General features: G+C 60.1%; 21 protein-coding genes. 19 read left to right on the forward strand and 2 right to left on the reverse strand.

Features of this window, described 5'->3' with window-relative positions; genetic code table 11:
- The first annotated feature begins 7 nt into the window (after positions 1 to 7).
- From PDO_RS22155 to PDO_RS22225, 16 genes are all read left to right on the forward strand, one after another.
- Positions 8 to 1168, forward strand: a complete 1161-nt coding sequence (locus PDO_RS22155) for an aminodeoxychorismate synthase component I (RefSeq protein WP_007607132.1) — start codon at positions 8 to 10, stop codon at positions 1166 to 1168.
- Positions 1153 to 1776, forward strand: coding sequence for an aminotransferase class IV family protein (locus PDO_RS22160; protein WP_007607133.1), 624 nt, complete (start codon positions 1153 to 1155; stop codon positions 1774 to 1776). The genes PDO_RS22155 and PDO_RS22160 overlap by 16 nt, the downstream gene beginning before the upstream one ends.
- A gap of 8 nt (positions 1777 to 1784) precedes the next feature.
- On the forward strand, positions 1785 to 2069 hold the full coding sequence (locus tag PDO_RS22165; RefSeq protein ID WP_007607135.1) for a YciI family protein: 285 nt from the start codon (positions 1785 to 1787) through the stop codon (positions 2067 to 2069).
- 50 nt (positions 2070 to 2119) lie between these two features.
- Positions 2120 to 2308 (forward strand): type II toxin-antitoxin system HicA family toxin, encoded by a 189-nt coding sequence (locus PDO_RS27460; protein WP_081593222.1) that lies wholly within the window; start codon positions 2120 to 2122, stop codon positions 2306 to 2308.
- A gap of 18 nt (positions 2309 to 2326) precedes the next feature.
- Positions 2327 to 2725, forward strand: coding sequence for a type II toxin-antitoxin system HicB family antitoxin (locus tag PDO_RS22170; protein WP_007607137.1), 399 nt, complete (start codon positions 2327 to 2329; stop codon positions 2723 to 2725).
- A 15-nt stretch (positions 2726 to 2740) separates the two neighbouring features.
- Complete coding sequence (locus tag PDO_RS22175; RefSeq protein WP_007607139.1) at positions 2741 to 3631, forward strand: heme-dependent oxidative N-demethylase family protein; 891 nt, start codon at positions 2741 to 2743, stop codon at positions 3629 to 3631.
- Positions 3632 to 3773: 142 nt separating this feature from the next.
- Positions 3774 to 5216 carry a homospermidine synthase gene (locus PDO_RS22180; RefSeq protein WP_007607141.1) on the forward strand — a complete coding sequence of 481 codons (1443 nt, stop codon included), beginning with the start codon at positions 3774 to 3776 and terminating at the stop codon, positions 5214 to 5216.
- 217 nt (positions 5217 to 5433) lie between these two features.
- Positions 5434 to 5796: an outer membrane lipoprotein Omp10 gene (omp10, locus tag PDO_RS22185; protein ID WP_007607143.1), complete on the forward strand. Its 363-nt coding sequence runs from the start codon at positions 5434 to 5436 to the stop codon at positions 5794 to 5796.
- A gap of 258 nt (positions 5797 to 6054) precedes the next feature.
- Positions 6055 to 7935: a 5'-nucleotidase C-terminal domain-containing protein gene (locus PDO_RS22190; RefSeq protein WP_007607145.1), complete on the forward strand. Its 1881-nt coding sequence runs from the start codon at positions 6055 to 6057 to the stop codon at positions 7933 to 7935.
- 123 nt (positions 7936 to 8058) lie between these two features.
- A complete protein-coding gene (hemH, locus tag PDO_RS22195; protein WP_007607146.1) occupies positions 8059 to 9093 on the forward strand; it encodes a ferrochelatase in 1035 nt (344 codons plus the stop codon).
- Positions 9094 to 9215: 122 nt separating this feature from the next.
- A complete protein-coding gene (locus PDO_RS22200) occupies positions 9216 to 9590 on the forward strand; it encodes an ArsR/SmtB family transcription factor (protein WP_007607147.1) in 375 nt (124 codons plus the stop codon).
- The gene (locus tag PDO_RS22205; RefSeq protein ID WP_007607148.1) at positions 9587 to 10120 is read left to right on the forward strand and encodes an SRPBCC family protein; all 534 of its coding nucleotides are present in this window, start codon (positions 9587 to 9589) and stop codon (positions 10118 to 10120) included. Before PDO_RS22200 ends, PDO_RS22205 begins: the two co-directional genes overlap by 4 nt.
- Before the next feature lie 429 nt (positions 10121 to 10549).
- A complete protein-coding gene (locus PDO_RS22210) occupies positions 10550 to 11158 on the forward strand; it encodes a hypothetical protein (protein WP_007607149.1) in 609 nt (202 codons plus the stop codon).
- 81 nt (positions 11159 to 11239) lie between these two features.
- The gene (locus PDO_RS22215) at positions 11240 to 13192 is read left to right on the forward strand and encodes a methyl-accepting chemotaxis protein (RefSeq protein ID WP_007607150.1); all 1953 of its coding nucleotides are present in this window, start codon (positions 11240 to 11242) and stop codon (positions 13190 to 13192) included.
- A gap of 191 nt (positions 13193 to 13383) precedes the next feature.
- Positions 13384 to 14403: an SPFH domain-containing protein gene (locus tag PDO_RS22220; RefSeq protein WP_007607152.1), complete on the forward strand. Its 1020-nt coding sequence runs from the start codon at positions 13384 to 13386 to the stop codon at positions 14401 to 14403.
- 3 nt (positions 14404 to 14406) lie between these two features.
- Positions 14407 to 14865: an NfeD family protein gene (locus PDO_RS22225; protein ID WP_007607154.1), complete on the forward strand. Its 459-nt coding sequence runs from the start codon at positions 14407 to 14409 to the stop codon at positions 14863 to 14865.
- Positions 14866 to 14870: 5 nt separating this feature from the next.
- Here the strand turns inward: PDO_RS22225 and PDO_RS22230 are convergent, their stop codons facing one another.
- On the reverse strand, positions 14871 to 15866 hold the full coding sequence (locus PDO_RS22230) for a KpsF/GutQ family sugar-phosphate isomerase (RefSeq protein WP_007607157.1): 996 nt from the start codon (positions 15864 to 15866) through the stop codon (positions 14871 to 14873).
- A 167-nt stretch (positions 15867 to 16033) separates the two neighbouring features.
- Between PDO_RS22230 and PDO_RS22235 the strand changes: the two genes are divergently transcribed.
- Entirely contained in the window at positions 16034 to 17578 is a 1545-nt protein-coding gene (locus PDO_RS22235) for an outer membrane beta-barrel protein (protein WP_007607160.1), read from the forward strand.
- Positions 17579 to 17603: 25 nt separating this feature from the next.
- Here PDO_RS22235 and galU read toward each other — a convergent pair whose 3' ends face one another.
- Positions 17604 to 18491, reverse strand: a complete 888-nt coding sequence (gene galU, locus PDO_RS22240; RefSeq protein ID WP_007607162.1) for a UTP--glucose-1-phosphate uridylyltransferase GalU — start codon at positions 18489 to 18491, stop codon at positions 17604 to 17606.
- Positions 18492 to 18687: 196 nt separating this feature from the next.
- Between galU and PDO_RS22245 the strand changes: the two genes are divergently transcribed.
- Both PDO_RS22245 and PDO_RS22250 read left to right on the forward strand, forming a co-directional pair.
- The gene (locus tag PDO_RS22245) at positions 18688 to 19905 is read left to right on the forward strand and encodes a lytic murein transglycosylase (protein ID WP_037075078.1); all 1218 of its coding nucleotides are present in this window, start codon (positions 18688 to 18690) and stop codon (positions 19903 to 19905) included.
- Between the two features lie 105 nt (positions 19906 to 20010).
- A complete protein-coding gene (locus PDO_RS22250) occupies positions 20011 to 21222 on the forward strand; it encodes an SGNH/GDSL hydrolase family protein (protein ID WP_007607166.1) in 1212 nt (403 codons plus the stop codon).
- The last annotated feature ends 36 nt before the right edge of the window (positions 21223 to 21258 follow it).

Raw genomic sequence — 21258 nt, forward strand, 5'->3', positions numbered from 1 at the left:
ACGCCCCATGGGTGACCATGCCCCTTACGTGCTTTTCCGCGATGATCCGCGCGGCGAGAGCCTCGTCTTTGCCGAACCGCGCGACCTGATCGTCGCACGGAGGGCAGACGAGGTTCTGCCGGCACTTGCCCGTCTGGAAAAGGCACGGCGAGCCGGAAAGTGGCTGGCGGGTTTCCTCTCCTACGAAGCCGGCTTTGTCTTCGAGGATAAGCTCCGGCCCTTCATCGAGGACAATCGTGAAACGCCACTGCTTGCTTTTGGCATATTCGATGCGCCACAGGCCAACGACCATCCTTTGGCCTTCGCGCCACATGCCATTCCCAATGCCCCGCTGTTGAATGATCTGCGCGCAGCCTGGGACCTGCCGACCTATACCGACCGCTTCGAGCGACTGCACCAGCACCTGCGCAAGGGCGATTGCTATCAGGCCAACCTGACCATGCCGATCACGGCAACCTGGTCGGGCGATGCGCGCGCGGCCTTCTGGTCGCTGATCGCCCGCCAACCCGTTCACTACGGCGCCCTGATCGACTTCGGCGGCCCGGTCATCCTGTCGCGGTCCCCGGAACTCTTCTTTGCCGTCGATGAAGACGGTTATATCGAAACGCATCCGATGAAGGGCACGGCCGCGCGCGGAGCGACGCCCGAAGAAGACGAGGCCATCATCGCGGCCATGCTGGCGGACGAAAAGACACAAGCCGAAAACCGCATGATCGTCGATCTGCTGCGCAACGACATCTCGGTGATTTCCGAGGTCGGCACGCTTTCGGTTCCCAAACTGTTTGCCATTGAGACCTACCCGACCGTGCACCAGATGGTCAGCCATATCAGGGCAAAGCTGCGGCCGGACATCGGTCTGCCGGAGATCCTTTCGGCCCTTTTTCCCTGCGGCTCGATCACCGGCGCGCCGAAAATGTGGGCGATGCGCATCCTGCACGAACTGGAGGCAAGACCACGCGATGCCTATTGCGGCGCGATCGGCTATTGCGATCCGGCCGGCCCGATGCGTTTTTCCGTTGCGATCCGCACGTTGACCCTTTTCAATGACAACAGAGCCGTCTTCAATGTCGGCGGCGGCATCGTCTTCGATTCGAAGGCGGAGGCCGAATATGACGAATGTCTGTTGAAGGCGCGCTTTGCCGTGGGGAACGAATGGATTTCTCGCTGATTGAAACCATGCGCTGGCAGCCGGGCGAAGGTTTTCTTCGCATCGACCAGCATCTGCGCCGCCTGACCCGGTCAGCTGATGCACTCGGCTTTCGCGCGCCGCAGAACCCGCTTGCCATGCTCAAAAGTGAGGTCGCGGCCGACCATCCGCTGCGCGTCCGCCTCGTCATGTCTTTTCGTGGCAAGATGGAAGTGACGACCACGCCTTTCGAGGCAGAGCCTGAAGAAAAGATCTGGAAACTCCGGATCGCCAAGACCCGGCTGAATTCCGAAGACGCCCTCTTCCGCCACAAAACCTCGCGCCGCGACCCTTATGAGGCTGCGCGCGCCGAGTTCTCCAAGGATGAGGCCGACGAGGTCCTGCTGCTCAATGAGCGCGGCGAGGTCTGCGAAGGCACGATAACCAATCTCTTCGCCGAGGCTGCCGACGGCAGCCTGCTGACGCCGCCGCTTGCCAGCGGGCTTCTGCCCGGCGTGCTGCGCGCCGAACTGATCCGCGAGCGGCGGGCAAAAAGCGAAGTGTTGAAACCCGAAGACCTGAAATACCGCAAGCTGTTCGTCGGCAATTCGCTGCGCGGCCTGATCCCGGCCGAACTGGTCGAGGAATAGGAAAGCCGATGTTCATCCTCTCCCTCACCTATGTCAAACCGCAGGAAGACGCCGATCGCCTGATGGCGCCGCACATGGCCTGGGTCAATGCCGGCTATGACAGCGGCATGTTCCTTGCTTCCGGCCGCAAGGTACCCAGAACCGGCGGCGTCATACTGGCCAGGGGTGATCGGGTGGAGATCGAGGCTTATGCGGCAACAGACCCCTTCGCCACGGAAGGTGTCGCGGAATATGCGATCAGCGAAGTGGCCGTGACGCGGACCGCTCAGGGGCTGGAAAATTTGCGGAACTGACGACGGCATCTGATTTTCAGCTATGATGCGCATATATATGCGCATTGAGGATGTGCCATGGAGACGGATTAACGAAAATCATCCAGCGACTCAAAGCCGAAGGTTATGAACTCGTTGCAGTATCCAGTTCTCATCACAAGTTTCGCAAGGACAAAAAGGCAGTGATCATGCCGCATCCGAAGAAAGATCTGCCATTCGGAACCGCGCGTGCAATTGCCAGGCAAGTGGGCTGGATCTAGTCGATCGAGGAGAATGTGATGCATCACTATGTGGCCATCGTCTACAAGGACGCTGAAAGTGCGTATGGGATCAGCTTTCCGGATCTTCCGTCTGCTTTCTCCGCAGCCGATGACGAAGATGACATCGTTGCCAATGCGATAGAAGCGCTGCGCCTCTGGGCTCAGGACGAGCCTCTACCGGATCCAGCCTCCCACGCCGATCTCTTGGCCAGAGACGATGTGCGCAGCGAGTTAAAGGACGGCCCGTTCTTGATCCGGGTGCCTCTGATAGAAGACGACACGCGAACTGTACGTGCCAACATTACGCTGGAAGCTGGAACACTTGCAGCGATCGATATCGCTGCGAGGAAACGCGGCTTGACGCGTTCCGCCTTTATAGCGAGCTGTGCGCGGAAAGAGATCGAGCGCTCGGCCTGAGTGGACAAGCAAACCATGTCCACCTTCACCCAGACACCCTATGCCGGGGCAACGCGTCCCTTCACCATCGGCCTCTCGTCGCTTGATCCCGACCGCTGGATCCAGCCTGACGGAATGCTCCAGTTCTATCTCGACGAAAAGCAGAAGCTGGCGGCAAACCAACGCGACGACATTTTCCGCGCGACTGCAGACAGTCTGCCAGCGCAGCGCGAATGCCTGCGCCTGATCGTCGATCACCTGCAAACCCGGCACCCGCATCTCTGTCGGCGCGAGGGCAATGCCATCACCCTCGCCGGCCATACCGTCGACCTCGACGACGAGACCATTCCACTCCTCATCCGCGCCGGCTTTCTCGTCCAGGACGATCTGGTCATCATGAAGCGGCGCGAGGCGGGCTGGTTCATGGCCGCTGCTCATCTGTCCTTTCCCTCCTCCTGGTCGCTCGCCGAGAAATTCGACCGCCCGATGGAAGAGATCCACGCCCATGTCCCGGGCTTCCAGGGCGGCACCCGCAACGCGGCCCTGATCAACCGCATTTTCGACAATCTCCTGCCCGGCCAGCCGGCCGAGCGTTTCAACTGGTCGATCAACTGGCGGCAAAAGCTGCATCATCCCGAAACCGGCCGCAATGACGCAGCCTCTCCCGATGAGGCCGTGATCCGCGTTGAGCGCCAGACGCTGACCAGACTGCCCGAGACGGGCGATATCGTCTTCACCATCCGCATCTATCTCGATCCGACCGCAGCCTTCGAAAACCACCCTGAAGGAATGCGTCTGGCAATGGCGCTTGCCGATCAGCTCGATGCCTTGACACCCGAACAGGCAGCTTACAAAGGCGTCGACATTCAGCGCGTTCGTCTCGCTGACTGCCTGCGCAATCGGCATTTTGCAAAAAATTCCGCCTGATCGCGACGGTGGCCTGCGACATACTCTTTATTGTGTCAGTATTTTGTGATCTAGAGCCGCCAATATCGGCCCTGCCGATGCGCATTCGGCAATGACCCAATTGTGCACGCAGCAAGATGCTGCGCCCTGCAAGGAGACAGAAATGACTGAGACATCCTATCCGGTTTACGGCGAGATCACCGGCCCGATCGTCATGATCGGTTTTGGTTCGATCGGCCGTGGCACCCTGCCGCTGATCGAACGCCACTTCAAGTTCGACAAGAGCCGGATGGTCGTCATCGACCCGCGCAACGACGATGCGGAGCTGCTGGCAAAGCACGGCGTCAAGCACATCCAGGCGCATGTCACCAAGGAAAACTACAAGGAACTGCTCAAGCCGCTTCTGAAGGCCGGCAAGGGCCAGGGCTTCTGCGTCAACCTCTCGGTTGATACCGGTTCGCTCGACCTGATGAAGATGTGCCGCAAGCTCGACGTTCTCTACATCGACACGGTCGTTGAGCCCTGGCTCGGCTTCTATTTCGACAAGAACATGAAGAATTCGGAGCGCACCAACTACGCGCTGCGCGAAACCGTTCGTGCCGAGATCAAGAAAAACCCGGGCGGGACCACCGCCGTTTCCACCTGCGGCGCAAACCCGGGCATGGTTTCCTGGTTCGTCAAGCAGGCGCTGGTCAACGTCGCCAACGAACTCGGCGTCAAGTTCGAAGAGCCGGCGCAGGATGACCGCGAAGGCTGGGCCAAGCTGATGAAGAAGGTCGGCGTCAAAGGCATCCACATTGCCGAACGCGACACCCAGCGCGCCAAGAACCCGAAGCCGATGAACGTCTTCTGGAACACCTGGTCGGTCGAAGGCTTCATCTCGGAAGGCCTGCAGCCGGCCGAACTCGGCTGGGGCACCCATGAAAACTGGATGCCGAAGAACGCCAAGAAGCACAAGAAGGGCTGCAAGGCAGCGATCTATCTCGAGCAGCCGGGCGCCAACACCCGCGTGCGCACCTGGTGCCCGACGCCTGGCCCGCAATACGGCTTCCTCGTCACCCACAACGAATCGATCTCGATCGCCGACTACTTCACCGTCGAGAAGGATGGCGAAGTTTCTTATCGTCCGACCTGCCACTATGCCTACCACCCGGCCAATGACGCGGTTCTGTCGCTGCATGAAATGTTCGGCAATGGTGGCAAGCAGCAGCCGGTTCTCCACGTTCTCGACGAGAACGAACTGGTTGACGGCGTCGACGAACTCGGCGTGCTGCTCTACGGCCACGACAAGAACGCCTACTGGTACGGCTCGCGCCTGTCGCTGGAAGAAACCCGCCGCATCGCGCCTTACCAGAACGCAACCGGCCTGCAGGTAACCTCTGCCGTTCTCGCCGGCATGGTCTGGGCACTGGAAAACCCGAAGGCCGGCATCGTCGAAGCCGATGAGATCGACTACAAACGCTGCCTCGAAGTGCAGATGCCGTATCTCGGCCCGGTCGAAGGCCATTACACCGACTGGACCCCGCTCGAAGGCCGTCCGGGCCTCTTCCCGGAAGACCTCGACGAAAAGGATCCGTGGCAGTTCCGGAACATTCTGGTTCGTTGATCCGTTAACAGCCCTGCTGGAAGCCCGTCGCCCCTTGCGGCGGGCTTTTTGCTTTCATAGACAGGAACTGCAGGAAGCCGCATCCAGGCGGGATAAACCGGACCAGACGGGATCCCGGCCTTGCTTTGGACAAGGCTTCACGGCATGGTTTTTAAAATTTTAGACAATTAGACAAGCGGACGGCGCTATCACGCCGCCGAGACGGTGGGAGACCAGAATGCAACTGAAGTCACTGGTGGCAATCGCGGCATGTGCAATGGCGCTTTCCTCCTGCTATTCCAGCGGCCCACGCCCGCTGCCTACCGTGAGCCAGGGGCCGACGGTGGAAGGCGCCTGGGCGGATCCGAACGGCATCGTCTCGACCTTCCAGGGAGGCACATTCACCACCCGCACGACCGATACCAACCAGGTACTCGCCTCCGGCAGTTACACACTGCAGTCCGACCGTCTGGTCGAGATCAACATGACCTCGCTGGTGCGCAACACGCAGCAGAAGGTCAATTGCGCCCTGGTCACGCCGAACCAGTTGAACTGCACCTCCGACAGCGGTGCGCAGTTCTCGCTCGCACGCCGGGCTTGAGGCCACGCCTGGGTCTGGGCTTGAGACCGGCAAACCTTTGATTTTCGCGTCATCCTGATGACGTCGTCGACATGATATCCAGCGGCTGCCCTCGGCAGCCGCTTTTTTATTTCACCATTCCAAAACATGACACCCAAGGGTGATTTTCTCTTGCGGTTGCCATGACTTGATGAAAACATCCGGCCTTCCAGGGCGCGGAAGCGGACATCAAGAGCCGTTGTTGCACCGAATGAAGATGTAAAAACAGGAGAGAAAACGATGTTCAGACACCTGCGGTTCGGCCTTTTGAGTGCATCCGTACTTGCACTATCCGCCGGCGGCGCATTTGCCGATTTCGAACTTAACATCCTGCACATCAACGATTTCCATTCCCGTATCGAGGCGATCAACAAGTTCGATTCGACCTGCTCGGCCGAAGAGGCCAGCAAGAACGAATGCTTCGGCGGCATCGCACGCGTCAAGACCGCCATAGATACCCGCCGCGCCGAACTCGACGGCAAGAACGTGTTGACGCTCGATGCCGGCGACCAGTTCCAGGGCTCGCTGTTCTACACCACCTACAAGAGCGCACCGATCGCAGACTTCATGAACGGCATCGGCTTCGACGCCATGGCGATCGGCAACCACGAATTCGACGATGGTCCGGAAGAACTGGCCAAGTTCATAGATGCGCTGAAATTTCCGATGATCTCCGGCAATACGCTGGCCGGCCTCGACACCCCGATCGCCGACAAGTTCAAGCCCTACATCATCAAGGAATTCGGCGCCGACAAGGTCGCCGTGGTTTCTGTTCTGGCCACCGACACCGACGAAACCTCATCGCCTGGCGACAGCGTGCTGTTTGCCGACGAGATCACCTATCTCAAGGAAGCGGTGAAGGAGATCGAGGCGGCAGGCGTCAACAAGATCGTGCTGCTGTCGCATGTCGGCTACGTCAAGGATCAGGAGATCGCGGCAGCCGTCGACGGCATCGACGTGATCGTCGGCGGTCACAGCCACACATTGCTGTCCTCGACCGACGAGAAGGCGGCCGGCCCCTATCCGACGCTGGTCAAGAACCCGTCGGGCAAGGACGTGCCGATCGTCACCGCTTATTCCTATTCCAAATATCTCGGCGACCTGGCGGTCACTTTCGATGACGCCGGTGTCGTCAAGGCTGCCTCCGGCGCACCGAAGCTGCTCGACGCTTCCGTCACGCCCGATGCCGGCTTCGTCGCCAAGGTGGCGGAACTCGGCGGCCCGATCGAAGAGTTGAAGCTTAAGGAAATTGGCTCGAGCTCCGATATCATCGATGGCTCCCGCGATGTTTGCCGCACCGCCGAATGCACCATGGGCAACCTTGTTGCCGACGCCATGGTCGATCGTCTGAAGGATCAGGGCATCACGATCGCCATCCAGAACGGCGGCGGCCTGCGTGCCTCGATCGACGCCGGCACTGTTACCATGGGTGAAGTGCTGACGGTCCTGCCCTTCCAGAACTCGCTAGCCTCTTTCCAGCTCAAGGGCTCCGACATCGTGGCAGCCCTCGAAAACGGTCTCAGCCAGATCGAGGAAGTCGCTGGTCGCTTCCCGCAGGTCTCAGGCCTGAAATATTCCTTCGACAAGTCGAAGCCAGCCGGGAGTCGGGTCGTTTCGGTCGAAGTGAAGGAAGGCGATGCGTTCGTAGCGCTTGATCCGAACAAGGTCTATGGCGTCGCCACCAACAACTACATGCGTGCAGGCGGCGACGGATTCAAGATCTTCGCAACAGCCGGCCAGAACGCCTATGACTTCGGCCCGGGCCTGGAAAGTGTCGTGGCCGATTTCATCGCCAAGAACAGCCCCTACAAGCCCTACACCGATGGCCGCATCACCGAGGTCGCTGCGGCGGTCGCCGTGCCGGCAGAAGCGGCACCTGCCGCGGAAGCTGCGCCTGCGGCCCCGGAAACCGCTGCGGCTGCCCCGGCGGCAACCGCCGTCGAAACCGCAACCACCGCTGCCGTAACGGCCTACAAGGTGGTCGCCGGTGACAGCCTGTGGAAGATCGCCAAGGCAACCTATGGCAACGGTGCGCTGTGGACGAAGATCGCCGAGACCAACGGGCTGAAAAACCCCGACCTGATCGCCGTCGGCAAGGAACTGGAATTGCCCGCCAACTAAGACCGTTTGACGCATGACAACAAGCCGGCCCGGGCTTTCCCGGGCCGGCTTTTGCTTTTATCAGATGATCCTCGATACAATTTCCGACGTAGTGGCATTCAGCCAGCCCATCAGGATAACAAAATGACCGCACTGCCCGCCCATTGGCCATCCGACCATCCGCCCGTCAATTTCGGCAAGGTCGGCGTTCTTCTCGTCAATCTCGGCACACCGGATGGTACCGACTACGAATCGATGCGGCGGTATCTGGCGGAATTCCTGACCGACAAGCGGGTCATCGAATGGTCGCGACTGTTTTGGTACCCGATCCTCTACGGCATCGTGCTCAACAAGCGGCCGCAGAAGGTCGGCGAGGCGTACAAGTCGATCTGGAACAACGATCTCGACGAAAGCTATCTGCGCACCTATACGCGCAACCAGGCGGAAAAGCTGGCAGAGGCCTTCAGGGATCTCCCGCATGTGCATGTCGATTGGGCCATGCGCTACGGTCAGCCGGCGATCCAGAAGAAGATGGTGGAAATGCAGAAGGCCGGTTGCGAGAGGATCCTCGTTTATCCGCTCTATCCGCAATATGCAGCCGCCACCACCGCCACCGTCAACGACGAAGCCTTCAAGGCGCTGTTGAAGATGCGCTGGCAGCCGGCACTGCGCACGGTGCCGCAATATGCGGACGATCCGGTCTATATCGACGCACTGGCAAACTCGATAGAGACCCATCTTGCAACGCTCGACTGGCTGCCGGAAGTGGTCCTCACCTCCTATCACGGCATCCCTATGTCCTATTTCAAGAAGGGCGACCCCTATCATTGTCAGTGCTACAAGACGACGCGCCTGTTGCGCGACCGACTTGGCTGGTCGAAGGAAAAGCTGATGGTCACATTCCAATCCCGTTTCGGGCCGGAAGAATGGCTGCAGCCCTATACCGACAAGACCGTGGAAAAACTGGCCAAGGATGGCGTCAAGCGCATCGCCGTGCTCAATCCGGGCTTCGTTTCCGATTGCCTCGAGACGCTGGAGGAGATCGCTGTCGAGGCAGGAGAGGATTTCCTGCACAATGGCGGAGAGAAATTCACCCATATCCCCTGCCTGAACGACAGTGTCGACGGCATGCGGGTCATCGAAACGGTGGTGCGTCGCGAACTGCAAGGCTGGATCTGAGATCCACAGCATGACCGAACTGACGAAGGGCCGTAGCGATGCGGCCCTTCTTCTATTCTGCCACGAGAAAACATTAAACCAATCGGTTGACAATCAAGATAACGCCAGCCATATTCAACCACATGGTTGAGCAACATACCCACGACATGAATTTGGTCTTTGACGCACTTGGCGATGCGACGCGGCGGCAGATGCTGCACGATCTCGCTGATGGCGAACGCACGGTCAGCGATCTGGCACACCCTTACGAGATGTCGCTTGCGGCAGCCTCCAAGCACATCAAGGTTCTCGAAAATGCCGGCCTGATCCGCCGCGAAATACGCGGACGGACCCATCTGTGCCGTCTGGATCCCGGACCACTCGCGACGGCGCATGAATGGCTGAACTTCTATCAACGCTTCTGGACCGGTCGCCTCGATACACTCGAACGGCTCCTCCGGCAGGACGACAAGCAGATATCCCCCGGCCCTGATAAAAAAGAGAGGAATGACACATGACCGAAACAGCAACTCTCGACGCTTATGGCGTTGTCACCGAGCCTGCCACGTTGAAGATCGAACGCCTTTTGCCCGGCCCGGTCGAGCGGGTCTGGGACTACCTGACCAAAAGCGACCTTCGAAGGCAATGGCTGGCCTCGGGCGACATGGACCTTAAGGTCGATGCGCCGTTCGAACTGACATGGCGCAACGACGAATTGACCGATCCGCCCGGCACCCGCCCGGAGGGTTTTTCCGAACAGCACAGCATGCAGAGCCGGATCACCGAACTGGAACCGCTGCGCAAGCTGACCTTCACCTGGGGCGATTGCGGCAGTGTAACGATGACCCTGGAACCCAGGGGCACGAACGTGCTGCTGACGCTGGTCCACCAGCGTATTTCCGATCGCAAGAACATGCTGATGGTCGGCGCCGGCTGGCACATGCATCTGGATATTCTGGCCGCCCGCATCAATGGCACGAAAGCCCAGCCCTTCTGGGATGGCTGGCTGCGCCTGCGCGAAGAATATGATCAACGGATACCCGCCTGAGTGAATTTCCCCGCACGGCCCTGCGAACGATGACAGATGCCGTGCAATCAAAGTCGCCATCCGCGATGATCGATCCGATCCAATCTGGGACATGAAAGGGGCGCCGCGGCGTCCCTTTTTTTGTCGCCGCAGGAAAGGAAATGCTCATGCAACCCGCAAGCGCATCCGCAAAGAGCGAGTGCTGATTTTTTATGCAACCAAACAATGAAGGCGATCGAAAAAGGCATAATATATCAGCGATTTGGTCCCGACGCCGGTCAGTTATCGAACATAACAAAAGCACCTAAAGGTTGACTAACAACATCTGTAAAATTTGACGAATTACATCTAACACATTGTATTCAATTGAGATTTCGTATCGATGATTTCTTATATTAACTGACATTTAAATATTGATGCCTAAATTTAAGGCCAACAAAGGAGACGATCATGGCATTTTCTAGATCCACGTTGGCCGCTGCAGCTTTGATGTTGTCGGCCGCCTCAACAGTCGCCGAACCGGCCAAACCTGATGTTCAAAAGATGATTACGCCGGCTGTTATCGAAGAGATGCGCCAGTGGATCGACACCGAGATCGTGCAGGTTTCCGTCGGCGCCCAGAACGCTGCCAAGAGTGATCTGGCGCAGGAAAAGATCGATGAACTCGACAAGATGTGGCGCGCCGAGCAGGAAGCCGCCGATAAGCCGCTGATCGCAGCCACCTTGTCCAACCCCTTGTCTGTCTATCTCGCGCGCATGCAGGGCCGGTCGCTCGGTCTCTATGCCGAGATCTTCATCATGGATCAGAATGGCCTGAATGTCGGCCAGAGCTCGGTCACGAGCGATTTCTGGCAGGGGGACGAGGACAAGTTCCAGAAGACCTATGACGTCGCCGATGATGCGCTCTTCATCGATGAGCCGGAATGGGATGACGAAGCCAAGATCTGGCGCAACCAGGTCAGCTTCACGCTGACGGATGCGGCCAAGACGAAGATCGGCGCGGTAACCGTCGAGATCAATCTGACCGAACTGCAGCGCCGCCAGTCACCGGCCACCTAACCAGCCATATGATGAACGCTTGAGGCCAGTCACAGCCCAATCCCGCTGAACGGCCACACAATTTTTCACAGGAACGAACCCATGCTGAAGAATATCTCCGTGAGCGCAAAAGGTTTTGCAGCCTTTGGCATTCTGGCCGTGATCGCGATCGGCGCCTCCGGCGTGATTTACACGCGCGCGACGACCGCCACCGCCCTTGTCGAACACAATCAGGAACTCGAACAGCTGCAGGGCGCGGCATCGACCTTTGTTGACGATGTCACGGAGGCAAACCTTGCCCTGAAGAACTTCCTGCTGACGGGCAACCGTGATTTCGTCGCGGAATACGCGGATGTCGTGAAACGGCTGGATGCGGAAAAGCCTGAGCTTGAAAAGCTCTTCGCAGCGTATTCTGCGGCCGACCTTCCGGCCGTCACCGAAGCACTGGGTATTCTGAATGAGTGGCGAACGAGCGTCGTCGACAGGCAAGTTGGTCTGATGCGCGATCCGATGACCGTCGAACTTGCCCGCGCCCTGGAGCTGACCGGTTCCGGCACCAAGTTGCTCGGCAACTTTGCCACCACCATCAGCAAGGCAACAGACTCGGTTCAGCAGCAGATCACTGTCGCTTCCGGCGACCAGAAGACGGCACTTGGCGCGGTCGAATGGATCAGCATGTTCGCCGCCATCACAGTCGCGCTCGTTGCCGGCCTGATGAGCTTGCTGAACTTCCAGCTGGTGTCCAGGCCGCTCGGCAAACTCGCCGACGCGACCTCGCGTCTTGCCAATGGCGACCTGAACGTCGCGATCGAAAAGGGCGGCAAGGACGAAATCGGCAAGATGGCCGAGGCCATGCAGGTCTTCCGCGAGGCAGCGATTGCCAACAACCGCCTGCAGGGCGAAGCCGAGCAGAACCGCAAGCAGGCCGAACTGGACCGCATCGCGGCTCAGGAGCGCGCCGAATCCGACGCAGCCGAACGCTTGCGCATCGCGACCTCCGGCCTCGCGCACGGCTTAAAGCGCCTTGCCGCCGGTGAACTTTCCTTCCAGCTGAATGAAGCCTTTGCACCGGACTTCGAAGCCCTGCGTCACGACTTCAACCAGTCGGTGCGACAGCTGAACACCACTATGGGTAGCATTGCCAACAGCGTCGCAACCATCGAAACCGGTACCCGCGAAATTGCCTCGGGCACTGATCACCTCTCCAAGCGCACCGAGCAGCAGGCGGCAGCCCTTGAGCAGACGGCAGCAGCCGTCGAACAAATCACCGCCAACGTGGTCAACTCGACAAAGCGCACGGAAGAAGCCCGCGGCGTAGCGACCCAGGCCAATTCCTCGGCCACAGAATCCTCCAAGGTCGTCGCCCATGCCGAAGACGCCATGCGCAAGATCGAACAGAGTTCACAGCAGATCTCCAACATTATTGGCGTGATCGACGAGATTGCCTTCCAGACCAACCTGCTGGCACTCAATGCTGGCGTCGAGGCCGCCCGCGCTGGCGAAGCAGGCAAGGGCTTTGCAGTCGTCGCTCAGGAAGTACGCGAACTGGCACAGCGTTCGGCCAACGCGGCAAAGGAAATCAAGGCGCTCATCCACAATTCGACGACGGAAGTGTCGAGCGGGGTCGATCTGGTTCGCAAGACCGGTGAAGCACTGCGCACCATCGGCGGCTTCATTGCTGAAATGAACACCCACATGGATGCCATCGCGATTTCCGCCAAGGAACAGTCGACTGGTCTGTCGGAGGTCAACCATGCCGTCAACTCGATGGACCAGACCACCCAGCAGAATGCGGCCATGGTCGAGGAATCCAATGCGGCATCCGGCGCCCTTGCCGGCGAAGCGGCAAAGCTGCGCGAACTGATCTCCCAGTTCGCCATCGAAGCGACCGCCTCGGCCCAGTCCTCCGGATTGCGTGAAACGGCCCGTGCCATGGCGCAGCCGACCCGCAGCCCGGCAGCGCGTCCCGTGCAGCAGCCGGCCCGCACCAGTGCGCCGATGCCGCGAAGCCATGGCAATGCAGCCGTTGCCCAGGACAGCTGGGAAGAATTCTGAGCAGCGCCAACCGGCAAAGGCGACGGAATGACCAAGGGCGGCGTGATGCAGATCACGCCGCCCTTTGCATTTATCGCCGATCCACAACCTCAAAGCCTGTCCATTGTTCCCCGGGCTCTTGCAATCAGCAAGTGCTTTCACGATGTTAGGACAACAGCACAAACGGCGCCGCGCCGTCTGAGGAGGAAACAATGCTCAATCTTGCCGGTCCGGATATCGTCGTCATTGCGGTGGCGGTGCTCGTCATCCTGGTGCTCTTTGCCGGGATCAAGACCGTGCCGCAGGGCTATCGCTATACGATCGAACGGTTCGGCCGCTACACACGCACGCTTGAGCCCGGCCTCAACCTGATTATCCCCTTCTTTGATCGCATCGGCGCGAAGATGAATGTCATGGAGCAGGTGCTCGACGTACCGACCCAGGAGGTCATCACCAAGGACAATGCGTCCGTCTCCGCCGATGCCGTCGCCTTCTATCAGGTGCTGAACGCCGCCGAAGCGGCCTATCAGGTATCCAATCTGGAAAACGCCATTCTCAACCTGACCATGACCAATATCCGCTCGGTCATGGGTTCTATGGACCTCGACGAACTGCTGTCGAACCGTGAAGTGATCAACGACCGCCTTTTGCGTGTCGTCGATGATGCCGTCCGCCCCTGGGGCATCAAGGTCACGCGCGTCGAGATCAAGGATATCCAGCCGCCGGCCGACCTTGTCGACGCCATGGGCCGGCAGATGAAGGCGGAGCGCGAGAAGCGCGCCCAGGTGCTGGAAGCCGAAGGTTTCCGCAATGCCCAGATCCTCCGTGCCGAAGGTGCCAAGCAGTCTGCCATCCTCGAAGCGGAAGGCCAGCGTGAAGCGGCCTATCGCGAGGCCGAGGCCCGCGAACGCCTGGCCGAAGCCGAAGCGAAGGCAACCCGCATGGTATCGGAAGCGATCGCTGCCGGCGACATCAATGCGATCAACTACTTCGTCGCCCAGAAATACACCGAGGCGATGGCCGCGATCGGCACCGCGTCCAATTCCAAGATCGTTCTCATGCCAATGGAAGCCTCGGCCCTGATCGGCTCGCTCGGTGGCATTGGCGCCATCGCCAAGGAAGTCTTCGGCGACCAGCCGCGCGCAGCCGTTCCGCAGGCTCCCGCCCGCTCCGCTCAACCCGCGCGTCCGACCCCGCCCGTCAATCCCTTTGCACCACCAAGTGGGACCTGAGCCATGCTGAGCCGCATCGCCGCCGAACTTGGTCCCTGGAGCTGGTGGGTGCTCGGCATGATACTGCTGACCGCCGAACTCTTCCTGCCCGGCGTCTTTCTGGTCTGGATCGGCCTTGCTGCAATCGTCACCGGGCTCCTGTCATTGCTGCTCTGGGATATGGGCTTCTGGAGCTGGCAGTTGCAGCTACTGGTCTTTGCCGCGGCAGCAATTGCCGCAACTCTCGGCGGCCGCCGGCTCTTTGCCCGCAAGGATGCGCAATCGGACGAACCGTTGCTCAACCAGCGCGGTGCGAGCCTTGTCGGCCGCACCGCCGTGCTGGTCGAGCCGATCGCCGAAGGTCGCGGCCGCATCCGGCTGGATGATACATTCTGGGTGGTCAATGGCCCCGATCTACCGGCCGGCGCACGGGTCGTTGTCGTCAGCAGCAATGGCCGGGATCTGACCGTCGAGGAGGCTTGATCTGCTCAAGCCACCCCGATCCGCAGCAGATCGTGGAAATGGATGAGCCCAACCGGGCAATGGTTTTCATCCACCACAAGCAAAGCCCCGATGCCGTGCTTGTTGATCATTGCCGCAGCGGTGGACGCCAGCGCTGCGCCGTCGATCACCTTGGGATTGCGGGTCATCACGTCATCGACATCGAGGACCGACAGATCCCGCGCCAGGTGACGCGCCATATCGCCTTCGGTGACGATGCCACAGAGCTTGCCTTCAGCGTCGATCACGCCGACGCAGCCAAACCGCTTGCTCGACAGGATCTTGACCGCATCCGGCATCGAGGTGCCAAGCGCGACCAGGGGAACCCGGTCACCGGTATGCATGATATCGCGCACATGGGTCAGGCTCGCGCCGAGTTTTCCGCCCGGATGAAACGTGCGGAAATCGCTGGGTGAAAAGCCGCGCGCCTCAAGCAGCGCAATCGCGATCGCATCACCCATGGCCAATTGCAGGACCGCAGACGAGGTCGGCGCCAGTCCATGCGGACAGGCTTCCTGGACCTTGGGCATCAGCAGAACCACATCTGCATTGCGCGCCAGCGTAGATTGCTCCCCCGCCGTCATCGCGATCAAGGGAATGGAAAAGCGGCGCGAAAAATTGACGATGCCCTGCAACTCGGCGGTCTCGCCCCCCCAGGACATGGCAAGGATCGCGTCATCGGCGCCGATCATGCCGAGATCGCCATGATTGGCTTCGGCCGGATGCACGAAAAAGGCCGGCGTGCCGGTCGAGGCAAGCGTCGCGGCAATCTTGGTGCCTATATGGCCGCTCTTGCCGACGCCGGTGACGATGACACGACCGGCAATATCGCCGATCACTTTTACCGCATTGCAGAACGGCTGCGCCAATGGCCCGGCCAGGGCCTCCTCAAGCGCAAGCAGTCCGGCCCGTTCGGTCGAGACAACACGGATGGCCGACTCGATGGCGCCAGCTTCGACAAGATTGACAGCACGTTTGATCATGGCAGTTCCCATACTGCGTTTGCCCGATCCTGTCCACCGAAGCACCTCGCCGGCATCGCGGGCGGGCGCGATGGTCTCGTCATGGGCGATTGCTCGGGATCGAAACCAAACATTAACCACCTCGCTTTACGTTTGGGTAAGCATTTCAGATCGCCAGGCGTAAATTCATGGGTATCGACAAGAACACGGGACTGCGCGGCGCCGGCCGCCTCGGCTTGCATGCCGCAGCCGGCCTGCTGGCAACCCATGTCTTTGCCCTGCCCGTGCCTGCCTTCGCCCAGCAGGCAACGGCTACCAAGCCATCCAGCGCAGCCGTCTCGACGACACAGCAGGCAGCAGCAACCCAGCCTGCAGGCGCCGATGATCTTTATGCGACCGGGGACGATACGCAGAACGCGGACGGCACCACCACCGGGACCATCCCGGACGAAGGCACCTTGCCCGGGACCCCTTTGGCTGCACCATTGAACGATCCCATGGTCGAAGCAGATGGTGGCATTGCCCAGGATCCGGATTTCGCTCGCCAAAACCTGCGGGAAACCCGCCTCGACGACCCCACTGCTGCCAGGATCCGGCGTGAGGACGACAAGACGCCCGGCATCCGGCTCGGCACCATGGTGCTGCGTCCGTCGATCAGCCAGGCCATCGGAAGCGAGACTTCGGACGACGGCGCGGGACGCGAAACCCGAATCTTCTCCGAGACCGGACTGAAGGGCACGCTGACATCCGACTGGTCCCGTCACCAGTTGACGATTGGCGGCGAAGGTTACTGGCAGAACACCATTTCCGGCGACACCGAAGACAAGCCGCGTGCCAATATCAATGCAGACCTTCGGCTCGACCTCGCCGATGACACCATTGCCAACATCACCGGCGGCTATAACTACAGTCGCGAAGACACCGACGATCCAAACGCCGTTGCCGGCGCCAGCGCGCAATCGGCGGTCAACCAGTTCGACGCCGGCCTCTCGATTGAACGGGATCTCGGCCTGTTGCGCGGCTCGATTGCCGGGGACATCACACGCTGGCAATATTCCGACGTAAAGCTGTCCGATGGCTCGACCCTGTCGCGAAGTGATCGAGACCGCATGCGCTCGACCGTCAGTGCCCGCGTCGGCTACGAACTGTCCCCTGCCCTGACACCTTTCGTCGAGGGAACGATCGGCCGCATTTCCTATGATGACACCGTTGATGCCAATGGCTACGAGCGCTCGGCAGATGTTTATGCCGCCAAGGTCGGTGTAGCCGTTGATCTCGGCGAGAAACTGCGTGGCGAATTGGGCGTCGGCCATGAGCGCCAACGCTACGACGACAGCCGCTTGGCAGAATTGTCGGCCCTCACGGTGGACGGCAACCTCTACTGGTCGCCGCAGGAAGGCACCGATATCGACCTGGTGGTCGAGACCTATGTCGATCCATCGACCACCGCCGGCGTCAACGGAGCACGGGTTCACCGGCTGACGGCCAAGCTGGAGCATGATCTGCGCAGCAATCTCGTCGCGCGCCTGTCTTCGGGCCTGACCCTGACGAACTATGATGGTGTAGGAGAAACGGGCAACAGCACCGGCTATCTTGCAGGTGCCGGCCTGACCTGGAGCATCAATCGCTACCTGGATGCCACAGCCGACCTGAATTACGAGCGAACGGACTACAAATACGGCGGCGAGAGCAGCGATCTGACAGCCCTTGTCGGACTGACCGCCAAGCGTTGAGCCTGGCGGCCAGAGAATCGGACGTTTATTTCAACGCAGCCAGAAGCGCCTTGAGCTGTTCCTCGATCGCCGGACGGATATCGGGGCGTTCGATGGCAAACGATACGTTGGCCAGGATGAAACCATCCTTGGCGCCGCAGTCGAAGGTCTGGCCCTTGAAGTGATAGCCGGAAAACGACTGGTCCTTGGCAAGCTTCAGCATGCCGTCTGTCAACTGGATTTCATTTCCGGCGCCACGTTCCTGCGTCGACAGAATATCGAAGATCTCAGGCTGCAGGATATAACGGCCGTTGATGAAGAAATTCGAGGGTGCCGTGCCCTTGGCTGGCTTTTCGACCATTTCGGTGATCTTGAAGCCGCCTTCGAGCGCCTCGCCGACACCGACGATGCCGTATTTGTGCGCCTGATCCGGCGTGCATTCCTCGACGGCCACGATATTGCCGCCGGTTTTCTCGTAGAGTTCGACCATGCCCTTGAGGCAAGCCTTCTCGCCGCGCATGATCATGTCCGGCAGCAGCAGCGCGAAGGGCTCGTGGCCGACGATATCGCGGGCACACCAGACAGCGTGGCCGAGACCCAACGGTTCCTGCTGACGCGTGAAGCTCGTCTGGCCGGCAGTCAGCTGGAGCGAATCGAGCAGCGAAAGCTCGGCATTCTTGTTGCGCGACTTCAGCGTCTGCTCAAGCTCGAACTGGATGTCGAAATAGTCTTCGATGACCGCCTTGCCACGCCCTGTGACAAAAACGAAGTGCTCGATGCCCGCTTCGATGGCCTCGTCGACCACATACTGGATGACCGGCTTGTCTACGACCGTCAGCATTTCCTTCGGCACGGCCTTGGTGGCAGGAAGGAAGCGAGTGCCGAGACCGGCGACGGGGAAAACTGCTTTGCGGAGCTTATTCGGTTGAACCACACATTCCTCCTGGAGGATCTAATCGATTAACGTCGTCACGGCGCGGGGCCTTCACTACTATACATTTGCAGTGAATTCGCAAAGATGGTGCGAGAGCAAACCGCGCATGGTAAAGAGTTTGTTGACGCAATAGCATTAACCTAGGGTGAACAGCATTAGTTCCAGCTGTCGAACGAACCGTAGAACGAACGGGGAGATGCCCATGAACCGACACCATCCCAGCCTTCTCGGCGCAATTGTCCTGACCATCGCCACCAGCATGATGCCGGTGCAGGCCCAGGCAGACGCCGGATTCCAGAAGTGGATCAATGGCTTCTACAGCACGGCCGCAAAAAGCGGCATCACCGAGCGCACCTATCGCCAGGCCTTTGCCGGCGTGACCGCGCCGGATGAATTTGTCCTGGAAAAGGCGGCCTATCAGCCCGAATTCAAGTCGCAGATCTGGGATTACCTGGATAGTCGCGTCAATCCCTATACCGTCAAAGTCGGTCAGGAGATGATCGCCAAACACGGCCGCACGCTCGCGGCCCTGGAAAAGCATTTCGGCGTCGACAAGCATATCATCGTCGCCATCTGGTCTATGGAGTCGAATTACGGCGCCGCCCTCGAGCGCCCCGACCGCCTGCACAACGTCCCGCGTTCGCTGGCCACCCTCGCCTATGCCGACAAGAAGCGCGCCAAATATGCCCGAACCCAGCTGATCGCGGCCCTGAAAATGTTGCAGAACGGCGATGTCAGCAACAAGAACCTCATGGGGTCTTGGGCCGGCGCCATGGGTCACACCCAGTTCATTCCGTCAAGCTATCTGCTCTATGGCGTCGATGCCGATGGCAATGGCGAGAAGGACATCTGGCACTCCATTCCCGATGCGCTGGCCACCGCGTCCAACCTGCTTGCCAAGAACAACTGGCAAACGGGCAAGACCTGGGGCTATGAGACCGTGGTGCCGAACGGCGGCAGCACCTATGCCGGCCAGACCAAGACGCTTGCGCAATGGCAGGCTCTGGGCTTTGTCCGGCCCACGGGCAAGGGCTTCAAGAATGGTGCGGAACGCGCCGAGTTGAAGCTTCTCGGAGGCGCCAACGGCCCTGGCTTCCTGATGACCAAGAACTTCTTCGTCCTCAAGCGCTACAATGCCGCCGACAGCTATGCGCTCGGCGTCGGCCTGCTGGCCGATGAATTGGCCGGTTATGGCGGTATGAAGCAGAGTTGGCCGCGCCCGCAGGGCACGCTCGACATCAAGGAAAAGTTCGAGTTGCAGACCCGCATGCAGGCGCTTGGCTATTACGATGGCAAGATCGACGGCAATTTCGGTTCCGGTTCGAAGGCGGCAATCTCGGCCATCCAGGGGCGCCTCGGCATGTCCGTCGATGGCCAGCCATCGCGTCCGCTTCTGGACGCCCTGAGAAACTGATCCGGGGCGGCCAAGCCGCCACTGACTTGGCCATTGACTTGGAAAGCCGCGCGATCCAAATACGGTGATCGCGCGGCTTTTAGTCTGCAAATCAAGGCGAGTGACATGGCATCGAGACGACAGCGTCTTATCCTCAGCCGTATTGGCGCGCTGGTCCTGTCGGCAGTGCTGATCGCGACCACCCTGCTTTCCACGCCCGCCGAAGCCCAGCAATATGAGCGTCGGCGCAACCTGTTCGACATGCTTTTCGGCGCCCGGGAGCCCGAATATATCCCGCCGCGCGAAGTGCAGAAACCGATCCGCGAAGTCCGGCCGCGCAAGAAGACGGCCGGCAGCGTCACCAAGATCAAGACGAAGAACCCGGCAACCGGTGCGGCCGCAGTCGCACCACCGCCCGACAAGCTTGAAAACGCCAAGACAGTGCTGGTCATCGGCGACTTTGTTGCCGGTGGCTTGGGCGATGGTCTGAAGACGGCGTTCGAGACCGCGCCCGGCGTCAAAGTCGAGACGCGATCCAATGGCTCGTCCGGCCTGGTGCGCGTCGACTATTATGACTGGATCGGCGAACTCCCGGCACTGATCGAGACACTGAAACCAAGTGTGGTCGTGGTTCAGATCGGAGCCAACGACCGTCAGCAGATCATTGCACCAGACGCCAAGCTGGATTTTCGCACCGACGCCTGGTTCACCGCTTACGAGCAGCGTGTCAATCGTCTGGCAGAAGTGGTGACGCGAACCAAGACGCCGTTGATCTGGGTCGGCCTACCGGCCTTCAGACCGCAGAACATGACAGCCGATGCGCTGAGACTGAACACGCTCTACCGCGCCTCCGTCGAGCGCCAGAAGGGCGAATTCATCGATGTCTGGGACGGCTTCGTCGACCAGGACGGCCGCTTCATCATCACCGGCTCGGATATCAACGGCCAGCCCGTGCGCCTGCGCGGCACCGACGGCATCGGCTTCACGGCACCCGGCAAGCGCAAGCTCGCCTTCTATGTGGAGAAGTCTGTGCGGCGCCATCTCGGCGACATGACCAGCCCGGACCTTGTCCGGCTCGACGCCAGCAACCTGCCGGAACTGGTCAACATGCCGCCATCCGAGATGAAAAGTATCGTCTCGACGCCGCCGATGGACCTCTTCGATCCCGAGCTGGACGGCGCCACCGAACTGCTCGGTGGCCAACCGATGCCCGCCTCGACCTTGATCACAGCCCGCGAGCAGCTGGTGCAGAACGGCCGGTTGCCGGACCCACCGGCCGGACGCGTCGATGACGTGCGCTTGCCCATAGCGGCCGCTGCCCCGACTATCACCCGCTGACGCGGATCAGCCGGACAATCCGGGCAAACAAAAAAG

Source organism: Rhizobium sp. PDO1-076, assembly GCF_000247475.1.
Classification (GTDB): Bacteria; Pseudomonadota; Alphaproteobacteria; order Rhizobiales; family Rhizobiaceae; genus Allorhizobium.

Excerpts from the sequence above, each read along its gene's own strand:
- PDO_RS22155 (WP_007607132.1), top strand. The coding sequence starts at position 8 with ATGGGTGACCATGCCCCTTACGTGCTTTTCCGCGATGATCCGCGCGGC.
- PDO_RS22160 (WP_007607133.1), top strand. The coding sequence starts at position 1,153 with ATGGATTTCTCGCTGATTGAAACCATGCGCTGGCAGCCGGGCGAAGGT.
- PDO_RS22165 (WP_007607135.1), top strand. The coding sequence starts at position 1,785 with ATGTTCATCCTCTCCCTCACCTATGTCAAACCGCAGGAAGACGCCGAT.
- PDO_RS27460 (WP_081593222.1), top strand. The coding sequence starts at position 2,120 with ATGTGCCATGGAGACGGATTAACGAAAATCATCCAGCGACTCAAAGCC.
- PDO_RS22170 (WP_007607137.1), top strand. The coding sequence starts at position 2,327 with ATGCATCACTATGTGGCCATCGTCTACAAGGACGCTGAAAGTGCGTAT.
- PDO_RS22175 (WP_007607139.1), top strand. The coding sequence starts at position 2,741 with ATGTCCACCTTCACCCAGACACCCTATGCCGGGGCAACGCGTCCCTTC.
- PDO_RS22180 (WP_007607141.1), top strand. The coding sequence starts at position 3,774 with ATGACTGAGACATCCTATCCGGTTTACGGCGAGATCACCGGCCCGATC.
- omp10 (WP_007607143.1), top strand. The coding sequence starts at position 5,434 with ATGCAACTGAAGTCACTGGTGGCAATCGCGGCATGTGCAATGGCGCTT.
- PDO_RS22190 (WP_007607145.1), top strand. The coding sequence starts at position 6,055 with ATGTTCAGACACCTGCGGTTCGGCCTTTTGAGTGCATCCGTACTTGCA.
- hemH (WP_007607146.1), top strand. The coding sequence starts at position 8,059 with ATGACCGCACTGCCCGCCCATTGGCCATCCGACCATCCGCCCGTCAAT.
- PDO_RS22200 (WP_007607147.1), top strand. The coding sequence starts at position 9,216 with ATGGTTGAGCAACATACCCACGACATGAATTTGGTCTTTGACGCACTT.
- PDO_RS22205 (WP_007607148.1), top strand. The coding sequence starts at position 9,587 with ATGACCGAAACAGCAACTCTCGACGCTTATGGCGTTGTCACCGAGCCT.
- PDO_RS22210 (WP_007607149.1), top strand. The coding sequence starts at position 10,550 with ATGGCATTTTCTAGATCCACGTTGGCCGCTGCAGCTTTGATGTTGTCG.
- PDO_RS22215 (WP_007607150.1), top strand. The coding sequence starts at position 11,240 with ATGCTGAAGAATATCTCCGTGAGCGCAAAAGGTTTTGCAGCCTTTGGC.
- PDO_RS22220 (WP_007607152.1), top strand. The coding sequence starts at position 13,384 with ATGCTCAATCTTGCCGGTCCGGATATCGTCGTCATTGCGGTGGCGGTG.
- PDO_RS22225 (WP_007607154.1), top strand. The coding sequence starts at position 14,407 with ATGCTGAGCCGCATCGCCGCCGAACTTGGTCCCTGGAGCTGGTGGGTG.
- PDO_RS22230 (WP_007607157.1), bottom strand. The coding sequence starts at position 15,866 with ATGATCAAACGTGCTGTCAATCTTGTCGAAGCTGGCGCCATCGAGTCG.
- PDO_RS22235 (WP_007607160.1), top strand. The coding sequence starts at position 16,034 with ATGGGTATCGACAAGAACACGGGACTGCGCGGCGCCGGCCGCCTCGGC.
- PDO_RS22245 (WP_037075078.1), top strand. The coding sequence starts at position 18,688 with ATGCCCATGAACCGACACCATCCCAGCCTTCTCGGCGCAATTGTCCTG.
- PDO_RS22250 (WP_007607166.1), top strand. The coding sequence starts at position 20,011 with ATGGCATCGAGACGACAGCGTCTTATCCTCAGCCGTATTGGCGCGCTG.